Genomic DNA, 17155 nt, shown 5'->3' with positions numbered 1-17155 from the left:
TCAATACCACATCGGGAAGCCGTGTTTTACCGTGGAAGCTACCAACCTATTACGCCTCGCCATGAGCTTATCAAGCCGCTCACGTTTCTGATCCGATGTAAGAACCTTGCTGCGCTGGATTAGCTCCATTTCATTGCGAAGTTGCCTGATTAACGTCTGCGTATTTGTGAGGTTTCCACGAGCACGCAGAATGCCGCCCTGCTCATCCAGCAACGCCTTGGCTTCATCGGTCATACCTTCTTTTCGGTACTGATCGATGGTTCGCTTGAGCTTGTTCACCTCGTCCAGCATGGAATAGAACTGATCCATCTGCTGGGTGGACTTGGCCGGCGCGCTGCCGCGATAGAACGCCTTCACCACCGGGATCTCATCAGCACGCCATGCAGCAGATTCGCCAGGAGACATTGCCCGGATCAGGCCGTCCGCCGCCGCCATCACATAACTACCAATGGTGCCGGTGTAGCCAATCATCAGGTGCTCCAGCTTCTTGGGGCTCATGCCGGTAGCTTGGCCGATCTCACGCATCAGCAAAGAGGTGTTCTCGTTGTATCGCGCCTCGGCGCGCACTGCCAGATCTGCCATGTTCTCGATGGGCGCCCCACGGAACGTGTCGTAGTTGAAATAGGATTCAACCAGCGGCTTGACCACCTGTGGTGTTGGGTTGAGCGCGAAGGTATCCATAAAGCTGCGGGCCAGCGCCTTGCCGAACTGCGCTCCGGTATCAGCGCCGCCCGCCCCTCTGACCATACGCTCCGGGATGGTGGCGAACATCACCCCGATTTCAAACGGCTTGGGGATGCGGAAATGCTGGTCACCAAAGAAGAAGTGCCAGTTAGCGTCCTTATCCCAGTCAGGCAGGTCTTTGTAGCGGTCGTCATCCCAGTTCATGGCCAGCAATGCCAGCGAAGCGGCGGTGATCATACCGGCTCGCTTGGCAATGGCGCGGGGGTTATCACGCAGCTCACGCCCCAGTTTGCCAAGACCCTGCACTCGGGCATTGAAGAACGGCAGTAACTGAACAAACAGCTGCATGGAGCGCGATGCCCCGAGCATGGAGAAGTCCATCAAGTCTTTGGCTTCAAAGGCGGCTTGTGCATGGCTCTTGCCGGCCTTGATGGCGGCATCATAGACCGCCTCACGGTTAGCGTTTTCGAAGGCCTCGCCATACTTGGCGTACTTGTCCCACGCACCAGCGATTACCTCTTGCGCCTGCTTGGCGTTACGGATGATGGACTTTTCGTACTTGCTGATCTGCTCTGGCGTCATTCCTTTGCGACGCAGTGCCTTTCGCACCGAGTCAGCCATCGCCCCCGGGTCATTGCCGTTGACGTAGCCACCCAAGAATGAGGCGCCGGAGAACATCACATCAAGCGTGTTGCCATCCATCGCCAGGGTTTTCCTGATCCCCTTAATGGAATCAACCACCGGTTTAAAGCCGTCCTTGCTGATGGCCCATGCGCTGAGCGAGTCACGCATGAAGTTGCGGAACATAAATTCAGGTGAGGCAGTAACACCAGCAGTCAATAGGCGCTTGGCCTTGGACGCCAACTGAACGGCTTTGCCAAACGGCTTGCGGTCAAAGAAGGTCATAGCCCGGTAAAGATCGGGGTCGTTGACCCGCAACATGTAGTCCTCACCTTCCAACTTAACGGTTATCAGCTCACGGCCGTTCTTGATGGCACGCCAGTCCATCATGTTGGGCTTGCTGACCACCTCAATCAGGTCCGTGTCAGCCAGGTTCCACACGATTTTTTGGGCGGCCATGTTCTTCATGGAAGCATCGATCAGCTTGCCGGTGCTGGAAAAGATGTTCTCGAGCAGATCGGCGGTGTGCTCGGTACCGCCCTTGAGCTTCTTGATACCGGCACTCTGGTTGGCCAGCCCCTTGGCCTTGAAAGGCGCCATGGCATCGCCATCTTCCGATTCGCGGAAGAACGGGATATACCACTCGCTTTCCCAGTTGGCGCGGTCAGCTTTGGTGAACAAGCCTGCCTCTTCGGCCAGATCCAGCACCGCCTTGTTGACAGCATTCCACTTCTGCTTAGCCTCTTGAAACTGCGCCTCTTTGCCCTTGTCGAGCGCTTTGAGCGCGGCGATCTCATCGGAGGTCAGCAGGTTTTCACGGCCCTCCTTCATCAGGATTTCCGCCCGGTGGCCGGCCATCCAACCCAACCAGTTGTGCAGATCCTTGCCCAACCCCTCAAAGATACCGAGCAGCGCATCGCTTTCGCCAGTGCCAGCCTTGCGCTGGATAACCCCATCCTTCCACTCCGGCAAACCATAGAGCATGGTGGCCTGCATGGTGGCGGCCGAACCCGACGCCAGACGGGCGGCCACATAGCCAGAATCCCCCGCCTCCGTCACGCCAGCTGCATCCTCGGCGTATTTGATGGGGGCCAGCGCATCGAGCATCTCGGTGTTTGCTTTCTTGATGAAGCGGTCAACCCACTTCTTGACGGTCGATTTATCAGTGCCGCGCAGCGCCTCTAGGCGCTCCTTGGCGCGGTCGATGATATCGGGCTTAATGCCAAGACTGAGCTTGTCCATGGCGCTGTCAGTGGCGGTCTGGCTCATGTGAATGTTGCGGCCTGCTTTATTGACAACATCCTCCTTGGTGAGTACCTTTTTCCGAGAGCTACCTTTTTGGGAGGTGCCCGCCTCAGGCAATTGGAGCCTGACTGTCGGCAACCATTGGGTGGCTCTTTCTTTATCCAGATAAACCAAGTCCTCACTCAACTGGCGCTGCAAGGCTGCCAAATTGTCCTTTCCGTAGACACTCGCGATCTTGTTAACTTCAATGCGCGAGCTCCCTTTCACATTGCTGTGGATTGCCACAATCACTGGTGCGCCGTTCTGGTCAGTCGCCTCTATGAGAGAAACAATCGCGCTCTGCTCTGTTCTCGACCGCATTATCGCAATAGGGTCGCTCAAGTGATCGGGTAGCGCCTTAAGCACTTCAAGTGACACCGAGTGGCCACGCACGTCAGGGTTTGTTGCCTTGCGCACCACCGACGCAGGCAAGACAGTCTCGATCCCGTCCAGCCCGATCTGCTGCATCACATACGGCGTATCGCCCATGCTTATCTCTTGTCTTGAATCTGGGTTGTTGGCTGTGTACTCCACTTCCTTGGCGAACGCTTTGGCGTCATAAGCGTCAGGAGTAAAAGATCTATCAGACTTGCGCTGGCTAAAACGCGGCCCTTCCTGTTCCTGCGTCGATTTACCGCCTTGCAGCTCGTTACCCAACGCCTCCACCAGTGAGCGGATCTCGGTGGCACTGACATGCGACGATGGCAAAAAGCCGACCGCACGCAGCGCCTTGGTTAGCCAGTTCACCACCTTTTCCCAGCCGCGACGCCAGGAGCTCGGCTCCAACTCGGCAAGATGAGCTACAACCTCCTCGGCCTGCACACCGATATCCTCATCGGCATAGTGTGTCTCTACCCACTGCCACACATCACGCATCGAGGGGTCATCTTTGGAAGCGATAATGCGGGACATTAAGTTGGTGTACTCACCACCGCCCAGCACATTAGCCAGCCCATAGTGGGCCAGCACCTCGTGGCGCAGGATTTCGCGCAGATGGCGTGGGCTGCTGATCGTATCAGCGGCCACATGCAACCCGGATTCATCCCGGTCGAACGCTGCGCGGCGGATCAGCCCCTCTTTGGGTTCCAACCCTAGCGCCAGCTCCATCTCTGCTTGGGTGGCATGGATCTGGATATCGATGCCGGCCACCCCTTTGTATTGCCTCAACCACTCACGGGTGACCAGTTCGGCCTCTTTGCGGGTCAGGTGCTTGTCCGGAATGAGGCCTTCTGTTTGAGATTGCTTTGAGAATGAGACTCGGGCTGTGTCAAGCGATGCCGGCTTGGAGATAGTGATAATCTTGGTGCGAACACTGGTCGGATTCAGGGAGTCTTTAAATGCCCCTTCCGGCATCACCTCCTGCTCTGCGCCCAGGCTCTCCAGCCACACTAAAAACGCCTTGTTCTTGCGATTGCTGCGCTCGCCGGCCATTGACGACACGATAGCCACCAAGCGACCGCCTGGCTTGAGGTGGTCATAAGCATGGCGCACATGGTCAATATCCATGTCATTGCTAAACGGCGGGTTCATGATCACGGCGTCATAGTCGCCCTTGGCCTCGGTGGCCATAAAGTCGGTGCCAACCAGCGGGTATCCCTTGGTCTGCAGAATGTCGCGCAGGTCACTGGCCAGCTCGACCGCATCCACACTGGCACCGGCAGCGCGAGCCGCATCGGCCAACATGCCGTGACCGGCAGAGGGTTCGAGCACCTTCATGCCTGGCTCAATGCCGGCGCGAGCAACCAGATCGGCGGCGTGCTCCTCCGGGGTCGGGAAGAAATCGATAAAGGCATTGCGATTGTTAAGCAGACGCAGCTTGAGGTTTCTGGTTTTCTCGGCGAGCGGGTCGCTTTGCGGGGCGCGCTTATCCAGCCCCTTTTGCAGGCGCACCAGCTCGCGCAGGGCGGCGCGCAGCTCGGTCTGATTGGTAATGCCCATCCGCTCCAAGCGGCTGTAACCGGCAATCTGATCCTTGATGGTGCTGGTGCTGAAATCATCGCTACCATTCACAAACGCCTTGAGCTTGGCGATCAGCTCCGGATCGCTCAGGGTCACGCGCTTGCTGTCGCGGTTTGTGGCTGCTTTGACCAGGCTCATAATCTTGACGCCGGCCTGCTTAAAGCCACTGGCAGATTGCATCTTGAACGCCGCATCGCGCAGTCGGTCAGTGTAGTAATCCATGCCGGGCATGGTTACCCCTTCCACTTGCTGCTCCGGCGTGGCCTTGTCGCTCCATGAATACCGACTGTTGTTATCGCGCTCGATCACCCCTTGCGACACCAGCTCGTCTACCTTGGTAGATGGCAGGATCCACAGGCCGCGATTCAGGGCCGACTGCAGCTCTTCAAGTTGCGCCCCGTTCGCCAGATTGCGCAAATAGGTGATCTCGCCAGCCTCAATCCCTGTCGCAATGGCATCGAGCAGGTCAGCAAAGCGCAGATCCCGCTCGGCATTAGCCCGGGCGTGGGCAGCCTGACCGGCACGCTTTGCGGTGTTTTCCTTGCGCTCGGCATTAAGCGCCGCATCTGCCTTGGCGCGCACCGAATCAGCTCGTTGGCGCAGCGTCTCAACCTGCTTGCCATTGCCGCCTTCATTGGAAGGCTCAGTTATCTCGGTGGGTGCCGCATCCGGTTTGGCTTGTGTGGTGGTTTCGTCAGCCAGCCACGCCTTAAACTCAGCCGCTTTGGCTTTATCCTTGAACTGGAAGCCTGGCACCGCGCCCTTGCCTCGGAACGACGAATACCAGCCGCCCATCTCCTTGGCCTTGGCGTTGACGGTGTTATAAGTATCGCGGTCTACCCGCTCCCCCATCTGCACCACAAACAGATCTTCGCCAGTCTTGGTGTGCTTGGTCTGGATGATGTCGCCGGCAGTGGTCGCGGTGACCTTTGCCTCAGCTTTGGCATCACGCACAGCCTCGCGCTTATCCATGTTGCTGGCTGCCACCAGATCTTCGTAGCGGGCGCGCTGCTCGGTGGTCAGCTTGTCGCTGCCACGGCGCTCGACAAAGGCGCGAAAATCCTCCAGTGTCTGCGGGTCAATCAACGCCTGCTTGAGCGCAGCGCGGCGCCGCTCGAGCGCTGCCATATCGGCCCGCTGCTTGTCACGAAATTGCTGATAACGTCCCTCTGTCAGCCCATCGAGCGCGCTCGATACCCGCTCTTCAATAGATTGGCGCTTCCCGCCTAACGAATAGGTCTCACTCATGGTGTTGCTGCTGCCATTGGCAGCCCAGCGCAGATCACCAAGCAACTGGTTATAGGCCGCCTCGACCACGGCCGCCTTTTTCTCATTCTTGTAACGTGCTGCGTTAAAGGCGCTCATCATCTGCAGCAGCTCGGCCTTGGTTTTCTGCTCAAGCTCGGCGCGCAGTGCGCCGGCGTTATCAAGCATGGCCCAGCTCATCGCTTTAAACTCGGCATAGCTCATGTCGCCAGCGAACAGGCGGCCTTGCGCCTTGCGATAGTCCTCTGCGCTCTTGGGTTCTGACCAGTTTAGTGCCTGGTCATCTTGCTGTGATTCCATTGATGCAGCATCAGGCGCTGCGCCACCGGCATTATCTGCGGCGGGCACTCCTGCACCGTCGTCGGTGCTTGGCTCAGCCACTGGTAAAACTGGTTCGCCTGCGCCTGGCTGATCACCCTGCTGCTCACTGCTGACTGGAGCCACTGTGGGAGTATCATTGCTTACCCCTTCGCGCTCTTGGCGCATTTTCGTGTAAAGGCCCAGACGCAACCGCTCATCTCCGGTCTGACGCGCCCCTTCATTGGATACCGCTGCGCCAGTGCGACGGCCGCCATCACCGTTGAACTCGCCAGCCCCTGCGCGTTGCAGATCGCTTACCGCCCCACCAAGGCGGCGATACTCGGCTTCAAGCTCAGGTATTGGCATCTTTCCGTAGCGGCGGTCCATTTCGCTAAACAGATCTTCGTTTGCCTGTGCAAATCGCTCATCACGGGTAGGCACTGACTCGCCTTTTGACATCGCCTTACGATAAGCCTCTTGAGCACGCTCAACTGCGCCTTCCTTGGTGTTGGCAGTAAACCAGCCGGAACCAACTGAGCTTCGATATTTCCAGCGGCCAGCATGCTCCTTGAGCAGGTCGCGATCTTTTAGATCTTCCTCGGATAGGCCTCGTTGTTCCGTTTCAGCAACTGGCTTGGCGGCATCCAACGGTTCAGGATTGTTTGACTGTTGCTTGATTTGGCTGGCCTCGGCCTGAACCGGTGCCGTAACAGTTTCAGCGCTTACGCCTGCGGCTGGCTGATCTGCTGGGGTGTTAATAGTGGGCGCTTCGGTATTAGCTATTGGATCTTGGGCTTGCACCTGCTGAACTTCGGCAATCTGCGCCACGCCAAACCCGCCACCGTTGAGCGGGACCGGCATCTCCTGATCTTTGCGGCTGGCCATGGCCGCTTCTTTCTCGGTGGCGAACGGCTTACCCTTGCGGGTCACGCGCAGCGATTGCAACGGGCCAAACACCGAATCGGTGGCGCTGCCTGCATTGGCAATCGACTGACTAACCGGTGAGCGCGGATCGCGGGTGGATTGTTCCCCCAAGCTGGTATCAACGTGATCGCGGGATAGTCTCGGCGGGGTGTAGGCGCTATTGCGCTGATCGGCACCGGGTTCGCCACCGGCAAAGATGGTATCCGACTGTCCAATTTGCTGCGGTGCTGGCGTGTACGGCAGGCCGGCCACCTCATTGCTCTGGCCTTCCAGTGCAGCACGGTTGGGCGCAGCCTCATAGCGCGTTGAGCGATTGACAGGATCGCCCAGCTCGGTGCTGTCAGAGAGCGGCATGACGCCAGTGCCGTGATCCAGCAACTCCCCTTCCAGTGGAACGATAGGCGTACCTTGAAAATCCTGCCCGCCACGCACAAAGCCTTGGCGCTGATAGGCTGGGATGTCGCGCAGCGGGTCGAACTTACTAGTGCTTGGCCCAAGTGGGCTCTGATTATCCTCGGCCGCTTGCTGGCCAGGCTGAGTGGCGCTTTCAGCTGGCGCTTGCTCAGGCGCAAAAGTCTGCTCAGGTGTCGGCGCTTCCGGCTGGCCATCAGGTTGCTGCTCGGCGCTGTTATCCGCCTCGGGCTGAGCCTGTTCATGACCACCACGGAGACCGCCAATGCCACCCACACCGCCACCGATTCCGGCACCAATCACACCGCCTTCAATGGCTGCACTCTTAACACCCTGCATCGGGTCAATATTGGCATTGGCAACATCATTCTGAGCCTGGTTCGCCACGTACTGTTGGGTGCCGCTTTCCAGCGCCTCACTGACGCCTTCACCGGCGGCGCCTTTACCCATACCGCGCAGCACTCCACCGCCAACCCCTTTGCCGGCCAACATCTTAAACAACATGGTGTCGCCCATAATGGTGCCAATAGCTGCAGCGCCCCAGGTCTTGGCGTCGCCCATAGCATACTGGCTGGCCGCGTTCGCGGTCTCTTCCCGCGCCATAGACAGCTTTTCAAGATCAGAAAGGTGTGACGTTTCCTGATCAATGTCGATGCGGCGGAACGCATCGCGGAAGGTTTCACTACCCTTGAGCTCATCAAAGCTCATGCCAAGCACACCTTCTTTGGCTTGCTGACCGGTAGAGCCTACCGAGCCAGTTACCCCGGCCGTGGTGGCGCCAGTGGTGGCAAAACGCTCCACGGTCTTGGCGGCCACGGCTTCTGCCACTTCTTTGGTGGCTCCGCGCTTGATCATGGACTCAGCCACAGAGCGGCCGATTGCGACCCGGGCAGCAGCACCAGTAATGCCGCCAGTGGCGATAGTAGGCAGTAGCGAGCCAATGCCATTAGCCATCTTCATGGCCCACACGTCTACATCACCGATACCATCGCCAAGCGTGAGGTTACCATTGGCATCTTCACTGACCAGACTGCGCCCCATGGCATCCTTGGCGCCTTGGCTCATGCTACCGGTCAGCTTTTCAGAGCCTGATTTCGCCAGCTCTCCGATGGCCGATACCGGCTTGGTGAGCGGCGCGATAGTGCTGGCTACATTACCCCAGGCGCTCTTGCCTGCGTTCTCGGCGCCATAACGCTGCACGCCCTTGGCCAGTTCGCCAATTCCGCCAACCAGCTCCAGCGCGCCGGAGCCCACCGCCTTGGCGTAATCAGACAGGCCAGCGCCATCACTTTGCGTTGTCGCACTGGGGCTGCCATTGATGTTGGCGTTCAAATTGCGCCAGAAATCCTGGGTGCGGGTATCAGATTGGTCGGGATGGGGCAGGCCATTGTTGCTGTTGTCCATGAATTCCTCACGCGGCGCAAAAAAGAAAAGCCCCGACCGGGTGAGCGATCAGGGCTTTATGGGGTGATGGCGACCAGCGGGCAGACTGGTCGATGATGGGAAGATGCTAACGCCGGGTTATGGTGCGAGCAAGACTATTTACCATAACCCCTCGCCCACTCCGGCACATAGGCATCGCTCTGCGGCAGGCTGAACTCACTGGTGAGCTTTGGTGCTTGGACATTACCTCCGCCAAGGTTGAGTGGTTGGCGATACTGATCGCTCAGTCCAGCACTGCGCTGCCCCTTGCTACTTTGCAGCACCTGCGCCAATGACGGTTTTTGCGCGGCGCCATCACCACGCAGATCGTCGGCCGTATTGGCGGCATTCTTGCCAGCCACCCACTTCCGGTACTCACCTTCAAGTACCTGCATGTTGGTCTTGTCGGTAAACTCGACTCCGCTGCGGATGGCTTCGGCAATGAATGCCTGCCGGCTCTGGTCTCCGCCAGCCCACATTGCGGCCAGATTGGCGCCTCCACCCTGCTGGCTGCCACCCCCTTTCTTCTTTTGCTGGTCGATGCCAAACACATCGCGCATGCCATCAATCTGCTCTTTGGCGGATTGGCGCTCAGCGGCAATAGCCTCCTCCTTGTTCTCCACCATGGGGTCGCGCTGAATAGCCGCGATGGTCTTGTTTGTCTCAGCCTGAATCTTCACCACGGCCTGGCGGTATCCCTTGGTGTCCGGCCCCTCGCTCAGTCCCAGCGCCTGACTCACCTGTCCAGCCCGCTCCTGCATCTGCTTGGAGAGCAGCGCCCGCTTGTAGCCAGTTCCGACAAATTCAGACAACGGGATAACTTTTGGATGATCATTGGGATCAGCACTGCGGTTTTGTGTAACCGGGCGCTCAGCCGTTGAACCGTCGTCATAAGTCACCTTGAGGCCGAGCACCACGCCGGCGCCGTCATCGGTCACCATAATCTTGTCGAGCGTTTTACTCTTGATGGTCTTGCCGGTCTGCGGGTCGATGCCGCCAATGCCGGTATTGATCTCGTCCTGATAGAGTACGCCGGTAGACTTGAGAATGGACGGACTGTTGATGCGCTTAACGCCCTCTTCACTGCGCCAGTCGAGTTTGCCAGCTTCAGCGTCACGCATCAGCGCTCCGGTACCTTGCACAAAGGCCTTGCTGGCATCACCGTACTCGCTGGTGATATAGCGGGTCGGGTTGTACTGCCCAGCACGCGGATCCTGCGCTGCCTGCCAGAATGCTGCCGGTGGTTCATCACCGTTGGCCAGCGCTTGGTACCCTGTCTGGAATAGAGCCTGGTTCTCTTGCTGGAAGCGAGCTCGGTCCTCCTGATCTCGCTGCAACTTGTACTGCTGCTCTTGCAATGCCAATTGACGGTCTGCTCGCCGGCTCGAGGCGTTGGCGCTGTTGATGCTAGCTAACGTGCTCTTTTCATTGAGAGCATCAATCTTGGCCTGGCGCTCATCGTTCTTGGCGTCACGCTCGCGGCCATACTTGAGCTCGTCGGTGTAGCGGGCATCCTGCTTTTGCTGCTGATCAAGCGTGTTCTGCCACATGGCGTCACGCAGGCCAGCCTCACGGTCTGCCCGCTCGTCAGCTTTTTGCCCGCGATAGTAGTTGCTCATGGTGTAAAATCCGGCAAGAAAACCGTCTGCCAATCCGTTCACCGCCATGATTCCCCCTTAGAATTGACTGGCAAGAAAGCCGATGCCGGCGCCAATGACGGCACCCATCGGACCGCCGACAGAGCCCATTTGAGCACCAGCCATAGCGCCAACGGCCGCGCCGGTACCCACGTTGGTCATGGTCTGCTGCTTCTGCTGCGCCTTGAGCTGCTTGTTCATGGACTCACGCTGCTCATCCAGCTTGGCTGCGTCAGAGAGCCCCTGCAGCGCCTGCTGCCGGCTCTTAGCTGCGATATCAATCAACCCATAGCCCATTAAGCACCTCCGGTTTTAATGGCTTCACGCAAGCCAGCATCGGCACCAGTTAGAATGTTCAGTTGCCTTGTCTTTTCTTGATCACGGATCGCGTTCTCACTGCCCGCCGTCATCAGCGCAGAGCGCAACCCCTGGGTGTTATCCGTGCTCGTTGACGCCACCCCCATGCGCGCATTGCGGTTTGCGGTTGCCTGCTGGGCTGACGCCAGAGCATTGGCACTGTTAGCATCGACGCGGCCGAGCTGATCGCGCATCAACGATTCATCGGTTGCCAATTCCATCAGTTGCTTCTGCTTCGGATAGAAGCGGGTGAGCCAGTCCTGATACTGCTCCCGGGTAATCTGACCGTAGGTGTCTGCTGCCTTGCCCATTTAGCGACCTCCAAAATATGTGCTTACACCCGGGTTATAGGTCTGGTTCTGCGTAAGCGTCCTGGTACTGTCGAGGTAACTGGTGCCATTGGCTTGTACCGCGCTCGAGGCATAGTTGTTCAACCCATACGCCAGCCCGGCGCCGGCAACCGCGCCTACCGCCCCTTGGGTGGCGCCCTTGTTAGCCAGCGCGGTCTGAGCATTCACGGCGGCCTTGTTAAGGCTGCTTGATGCCAGATCGCTGTAACCTTGCAGCGCTTCGGCCTTTTGCCCCTGACCGATCGATGCCACATCCTGCAAACCCGCCACGTACTTATCCTGCTGGCTGGACTGCGCTCGGTTTGTGGTGTCGGTCTGACTGAGCGCTTGATCCGTTTCGAGATCCTTCATAGCCTCCTGATATCGCCCACTGGTTGGGTCAACACCTGATGCCGCCAGATTGTCAGCCAGTCCTTGCCTGGCTGAGCCAAAGCTTTGCGCCGTCCCCAGCGCAGCCGTGCCGGCCAGTTTGTCGTATTCGCTCCCGTTATTAAGCTCGTCAACCTTATCCATGAAGATGTCTTCATACTGCTGCAAGTCTGTTTTGTAGAGCTGCCACTGCCTCTGAGCCACCTCGGACTGCGCGCGCTGCGCTTCTGTTTCCTTTACTTCGTTTGAGCCGCCGCTCTTGCCCATTACTCACCTCACAGAACCAGCTGAAAAACCATCAAACCGTCTTGATCATCCGGTAGCCTCACAAACCCCATTTTGGGAGCTGTGCGCAAAAAACCTTGTCGTGCAGAGTGAAAGCGCAGCCACCTTGCGCCAATCATCCGAGCCAGATGTTTTACTTCCGGCAAATGCCTAGATGGCGCCCCACCACTTCCCCAGCCAATCCACACAATGACCCCACCTACCCCATCCTCGATAACAGGCCTCAAGACAAACCCATCACCGCCACGCAGAAATAAAAACGCCACCCGGTTACGGATGGCGTCTTGAAGTTGAGCCGGGATATTCGGATCACCGATATCGGCCATGATTCTGCGTAAGTGTTTCACTGAATAAACGCTGTAGCGACGAGTGGACCAATAACTGACATGCTTCCGGCATCAGAGCGCAATGCAAACGACACCGTTCCTACTTGGTTGGCCGGTAGGGATATCTCGACGCAAAAACCACCAAAATCCTCACTTATACCGCTATTCACATACCGTTGTGTCGTATATGTCAGCCCGTTTATGGTTAATCTGACTGTATGCCAACCACCATCATCCGTTGTTCTGACCCATGGAAACCAAGCAACTAACTTTCTTGCTCTCTTAAATTCAGGAAAGCTCAATGTGCTATTTGGGGTCATTGTTGACAGCGTCTTAGCCACATCACCGACTATTTTTTCGGCATAGAGAGTCCCGCGAACTTCGCAGTTTTCATTGATAATGCAATTGTCGATGGTCATGTTCTTCACATAACCGCCCTCGGCTCGCAGCCGGTTAGTGTAGATGTAACCGTCCGCGGTAATCAGTGTGTACCAGCCCTTAGCCCAGGCGCTATAAGGGCCACCAAGCCCGAATCCCCCAGCGCCATCCTGCATATAGGCATTGCCCATATCAAAGGATCCGCCAGTGATTAACGGCGCGCTGATGCTGACGCCGGCGCGAACGTAGTCTGCCGTTATCTTCTCAGCCTGGAGGATCTGAATGGTGGCGGCTTTGATAACCGCCTCACGGATTGCCACCTTGCCCTCGTCAGTAACGCCGAAGATGATTTCTTTTTCGGTCGGTTTGGCTGGGTTGTAAATGGCGAAGTTCGTGGCAGACGCAATGATTTCATCCACATCAGCACTGGTAGATGCGCGCAGGCCAGCACTGGCATTGATGGGTCCAACCATGCCGTTCTTGTTGACGAAGCGCACCCAGTAAAAAGCCGTGAATCCCCTACCCACGGCGTCGGAGTAAACGTTCGCCAGTGTGGTGCCGATACGCACGGCGGTCGATGGGTTATCCACCTCAGAGCGCAACACCTCTGCGAACGAGTGCCCGCGATATGTGGGTGCATCCCATGTCAGCGTAATGGTATGAAACGCGCCGGTTACTGCGGCGTTGACCGGCGCGTGAGGATTTTGAACATCCTTCCAAGTCGGATCACTATCTGAGCCTGACTCCGGCGCAACCGGAATGACAGTCCCGGAGTTGTTGCGCTTTAAGCCAATCAGCCCCAGCTCAGCTGCACTGCGCAAGGTCAGTGCCTTGTCCAACCGGTCACCGCGCTGGCCTGTCAGGATCTGCATATTCTCGGTCAGTCCCTGAGTCGTCCCACTGGCGCGGAAGGTCTCTTTGCTCATACTGCGCTCACCTCGGCCATGCTACTACCCAAGGTGATACGTTCCACCCCACCTGCACCATGGACCTCCACTTGCCAGCGACGACCACGCACCGCTGGCAAGCGAAACCCTCCACGCGGCACTCTGCCGATCGGCAGATTCATCACGTTGACGCCATCCACTATCAGGATGAAACCTAACTGCTCGAGGTTGTCACTTGTCACGCGGGCACAGCTCAAGCGGCTGCCGGGCGGCATCAGGAATACCTTGGAGCGCCACACCATGGGCAGCAAAATCTCTGCACCGCGCCAGTGGTAAAGCTCCGTACCTTTGGCGATCACTAAGGCATCCAGCTCCATGTCCAGATAGGCGGAGTCCCAACGGTTAGTCAGTTGACGGAAATCGCCAGATTTCGGGTCAAATACGAAAGCGTGCGTGTCGGTCAAGCCGATGTACTTGCCTTCGTGATACCAGGCGCGCAGCGTCGCTGGCGTCAGGGCTTGCCACTGCTCGCGGGTGATCAGGCTTTCTGTCACCACGCTTCCACCATCTCCGCCGATCCCCACCAATCCATCTGGCGAGGCATATAGCACTAGGCCATCGAGTGCCACCATCGAGCGCGCACTGATGCAAGCTTGCTGCAGGTGGCTGAGCTTTTGAGCAGTCATCGAACTGGGTGAGGCGCCCTGGATCAGATATGGGTAACCCTTGGTGCCTACAATCAGCGCTGTATCGATAGCGGCCACCGCGACGATGTCGTGCTCGGTGGTAGTGCGATACTTTTCCGGCCAGGCATAGGGCAGGTATGGCTCTGAGAAATATACCGAGTTGCCAGCAAAGCCGGCGCAAATGCCGTTGGCCATCTGACACAATCCACGCAAGCCACTGGGCGGCATGGCGTAATCGTAGGTTTCAAGCACCGGACCAAGCTCACCTTCCTTGCGCGAGTCAGTGAAGGTAGTTGTAGCAATCGGCAACTCAGCGACCAGCAGATAATCAGAAACCCCACCGCCTGATACAGAGCGGTACAGTCGGCGATGAGTAATGTTGCTATCGTTGGTCGGCGCTGGTGACAAGCCGATAACCAGCGTGGAATCTGGGATGGGAATGGTGATTTTGCCACTGGCAGGCCCCGGGGCCCCCTCTTCGCCCAAGCCAGACACATAGGTCTCAACGTAGTAACGAGTCTCGTCATCAGTGGCAGTATCATCAGCCTCTCCAGTCGGTGGGGTGATAGATACAAGGTTTGGCCCCAACCCTGGCGCCGGAATGCCAAGGCGAAACCACTCTGTCGGCTTGCTGGCTCCGCTGGTTGCAATGGCGTTATAGGTCAGCTTCGGGAAATAACCATCCGTCCAGTACACCCTTCCATACTGATCCTGGGCTATCGGAGACCGTATCACTTCAACAGCCTCCCCCCAGGCAAACCAAAAGTCTCCTGTGTAGTGCAGCAAGGTCTTTGGGGTAATGGGCAAGGTATGCCCTATCGCCTTGTCTGTTTTCAGTGGCTCCAGCGTGCCGCGGTCAAAGTGGCAATCTTGCGCTAACGTAGCAGCTTCATCAGGCAATAGATGGTCCGCCACGCGAGGCACCGCGCCGCGCATGGTTACAATGTCGATTTGCAAGATGGTCACCTTGAGCAAACAAGAAGCCCCACTCGTTAGAGCAGGGCCATTATGGGAAAATCCTAACGCCGGCTGTAATAAAGCTCAATCATGGCCCGCAACGAACAACGCTACTCAACCCGTTTCCAGATATACACCTGTAAGCGCTTGCCACGCACATCTATCGTCGCATTGACCGTTCCTGATGTGTCCGTAGAACCGGCAACACTGTGTGAATGTGAAGAACCGCTGGCACTGGTCGTCCCCGAAACAGTGTGTGCATGAGCACCCGCGCTGGACGTGGTTCTTACCGTATTCACATCTCCGGTATTGTGTGCCAATCCACTTCCTGAACCAGCACCATTAGCGGATGATAACGTGTGTGTATGAGCTCCGGCACTTGATGTCGTTGCGCTGAAATTATGCGTATGGCTGTCAGATGTGGATCCTGATGTAACGTTAAAAGTGTGGCTATGTGAAACGACAGGAACCTGGGGAGTATTTGATCCCACTATGGTGCCTGCTCCAGACGCCACACCATGTAGAGCGGTATCGTCCTCAACCAAGCTCCAGGCCCCGGGATATCCGTATGAACTGGGGTCGCTACGGTTAATCGTGATAAGTACATGGCCAACGGGGAACAAGTTGTTCTTTATGCCAGCAACCGCACTATCCACAGCCGACGCCAACTGGCCACCGGTTACATAATCATCATGTGTATGTGACGCTGGTGCAGCCCCTATCTCGATCAAGGAAAACGAGACGTTATTCGAGCCATCAAATGTCTTCTCGACAGCCCCCACAGTAATTTTTCGAGCTGTGTATAATTTCGAAGCTGATGCTGCATTACCCAAAGCATCAAGCTTTGAGTCGAGTAACTCCTGCAATCCACCCACGCCAGACACGGTGTGTGCAGCGCTCCTGGCCTCATGCTGCTGAATTAAATCTGCAGCAGTCCCCTCTGGGTCAGCGCCCACCATCTCTGCAGAGACAACCACAATACCTTTCCGGCCATTGATGCTGGTTACCGACTCCGAGTTATCAATTTTGTAATAAGATGATCCATGGGTGGTGTATACCAGCGAGTCGCCCACACCAAGCTCAATGCCACCTGTAGTGCCGGCCCCCGTCACCTTCCAGATACAGGATTTGTTAGCACCAGCTACTTGAATGGGTGACGGTAGTACGCCAGTGGATGCGTCATAAGGGCCGGCATCAATGAGTGCGCCGGCGACGATCTGAGCGGCTTGCTCTGCCCTTGTCGCTGCGCTAGATGCGGTCGCCTCGCTTTGCGCTGCGCTAGCGGCTTTCTGGCTGGCTGTGTCTGCTGCTGCAGTGGCCGTGCTGACGTATCCGTTAACATTATCTCGTATGGCCTCGACAGCGGCCTTCAACGTTTCGGCTTTATCGGCTGCTGCCTTAACGACAATCTTGGACTCCAGTGCGGTGGCTGCATCTCGTGCTGCTTCTGCCGCGAACGTGCTTGCTGTTGTGGTATTAGCGCTGACGGTGGCGGTGTTACTAACCACTTCCTGCCTTGCTGACTCCACGGCAACCGCCTTCTGCCGTACATCGGCAACATCGTTCACTATACTGTCCCGCGCCGCCTTGGCTTCACGTTCCGATATGGCAGCTTCCCCTGCTTTGGTTGTGGCTGTCGTAGCCATCTCTGAACTAGTACGAGCGTCAACACCAGTCTGTTCCCGGTCGCTAGCTGCTGCCGCAGCCGATACCGACGCTCTATTTGCTGCTTCTTGGGCAACTTCTACAAACGGGGGGGTGATATCTCGCCCCCCATCAACAAGGATGTTAAACAGAGCACCATCAATGCTGGATGCCGACACCATGCCACTGCCCAGGTAATCCATGTCGCCTTGGTAGTCGTTCTGGGCATAAACGTCATAAGCGCCGTTACCGAGTTGGAAATCGTAATTTCCCGACTCATCACACTTAACCGTCAGCACCGAATCGACCAGCACGTCACTGGTACTATTGAGCGCTCTCAGTTCAATCATGGCGCCGGTAACTGGGCGCCCAGACGGGTCAGTCATCGTGCCGTGAATGCGGATCATG

Annotated in this window: 9 protein-coding genes; all 9 read right to left on the bottom strand. The window is 57.2% G+C overall.

Features of this window, described 5'->3' with window-relative positions; all coding sequences use genetic code 11:
* The 9 genes from BW958_RS20640 to BW958_RS09025 all read right to left on the bottom strand — a co-directional run bounded on the left by BW958_RS20640 (position 1) and on the right by BW958_RS09025 (position 17154).
* Positions 1-8853, bottom strand: a complete 8853-nt coding sequence (locus tag BW958_RS20640) for an LPD38 domain-containing protein (protein WP_076575420.1) — start codon at positions 8851-8853, stop codon at positions 1-3.
* A gap of 134 nt (positions 8854-8987) precedes the next feature.
* Positions 8988-10538 carry a hypothetical protein gene (locus BW958_RS09060; protein WP_076575419.1) on the bottom strand — a complete coding sequence of 517 codons (1551 nt, stop codon included), beginning with the start codon at positions 10536-10538 and terminating at the stop codon, positions 8988-8990.
* Positions 10539-10547: 9 nt separating this feature from the next.
* Positions 10548-10805, bottom strand: coding sequence for a bacteriocin (locus BW958_RS09055; RefSeq protein ID WP_076575418.1), 258 nt, complete (start codon positions 10803-10805; stop codon positions 10548-10550).
* Positions 10805-11176 (bottom strand): hypothetical protein, encoded by a 372-nt coding sequence (locus tag BW958_RS09050; protein WP_076575417.1) that lies wholly within the window; start codon positions 11174-11176, stop codon positions 10805-10807. Before BW958_RS09050 ends, BW958_RS09055 begins: the two co-directional genes overlap by 1 nt.
* Positions 11177-11851, bottom strand: a complete 675-nt coding sequence (locus BW958_RS09045; protein WP_256701945.1) for a hypothetical protein — start codon at positions 11849-11851, stop codon at positions 11177-11179.
* Between the two features lie 8 nt (positions 11852-11859).
* Positions 11860-12195: a hypothetical protein gene (locus BW958_RS09040; RefSeq protein WP_076575416.1), complete on the bottom strand. Its 336-nt coding sequence runs from the start codon at positions 12193-12195 to the stop codon at positions 11860-11862.
* A 17-nt stretch (positions 12196-12212) separates the two neighbouring features.
* On the bottom strand, positions 12213-13499 hold the full coding sequence (locus BW958_RS09035; RefSeq protein ID WP_076575415.1) for a phage tail protein: 1287 nt from the start codon (positions 13497-13499) through the stop codon (positions 12213-12215).
* On the bottom strand, positions 13496-15112 hold the full coding sequence (locus BW958_RS09030) for a hypothetical protein (protein WP_256701944.1): 1617 nt from the start codon (positions 15110-15112) through the stop codon (positions 13496-13498). Before BW958_RS09030 ends, BW958_RS09035 begins: the two co-directional genes overlap by 4 nt.
* A 101-nt stretch (positions 15113-15213) precedes the next feature.
* The gene (locus tag BW958_RS09025; RefSeq protein WP_076575414.1) at positions 15214-17154 is read right to left on the bottom strand and encodes a prophage tail fiber N-terminal domain-containing protein; all 1941 of its coding nucleotides are present in this window, start codon (positions 17152-17154) and stop codon (positions 15214-15216) included.
* Between the last annotated feature and the right edge of the window lies 1 nt (position 17155).

It is taken from the genome of Aeromonas sp. RU39B, assembly GCF_900156095.1.
In the GTDB taxonomy this organism is placed as follows: Bacteria; Pseudomonadota; Gammaproteobacteria; order Enterobacterales; family Aeromonadaceae; genus Aeromonas.
This window is presented reverse-complemented; position numbering and strand designations above follow the sequence as displayed.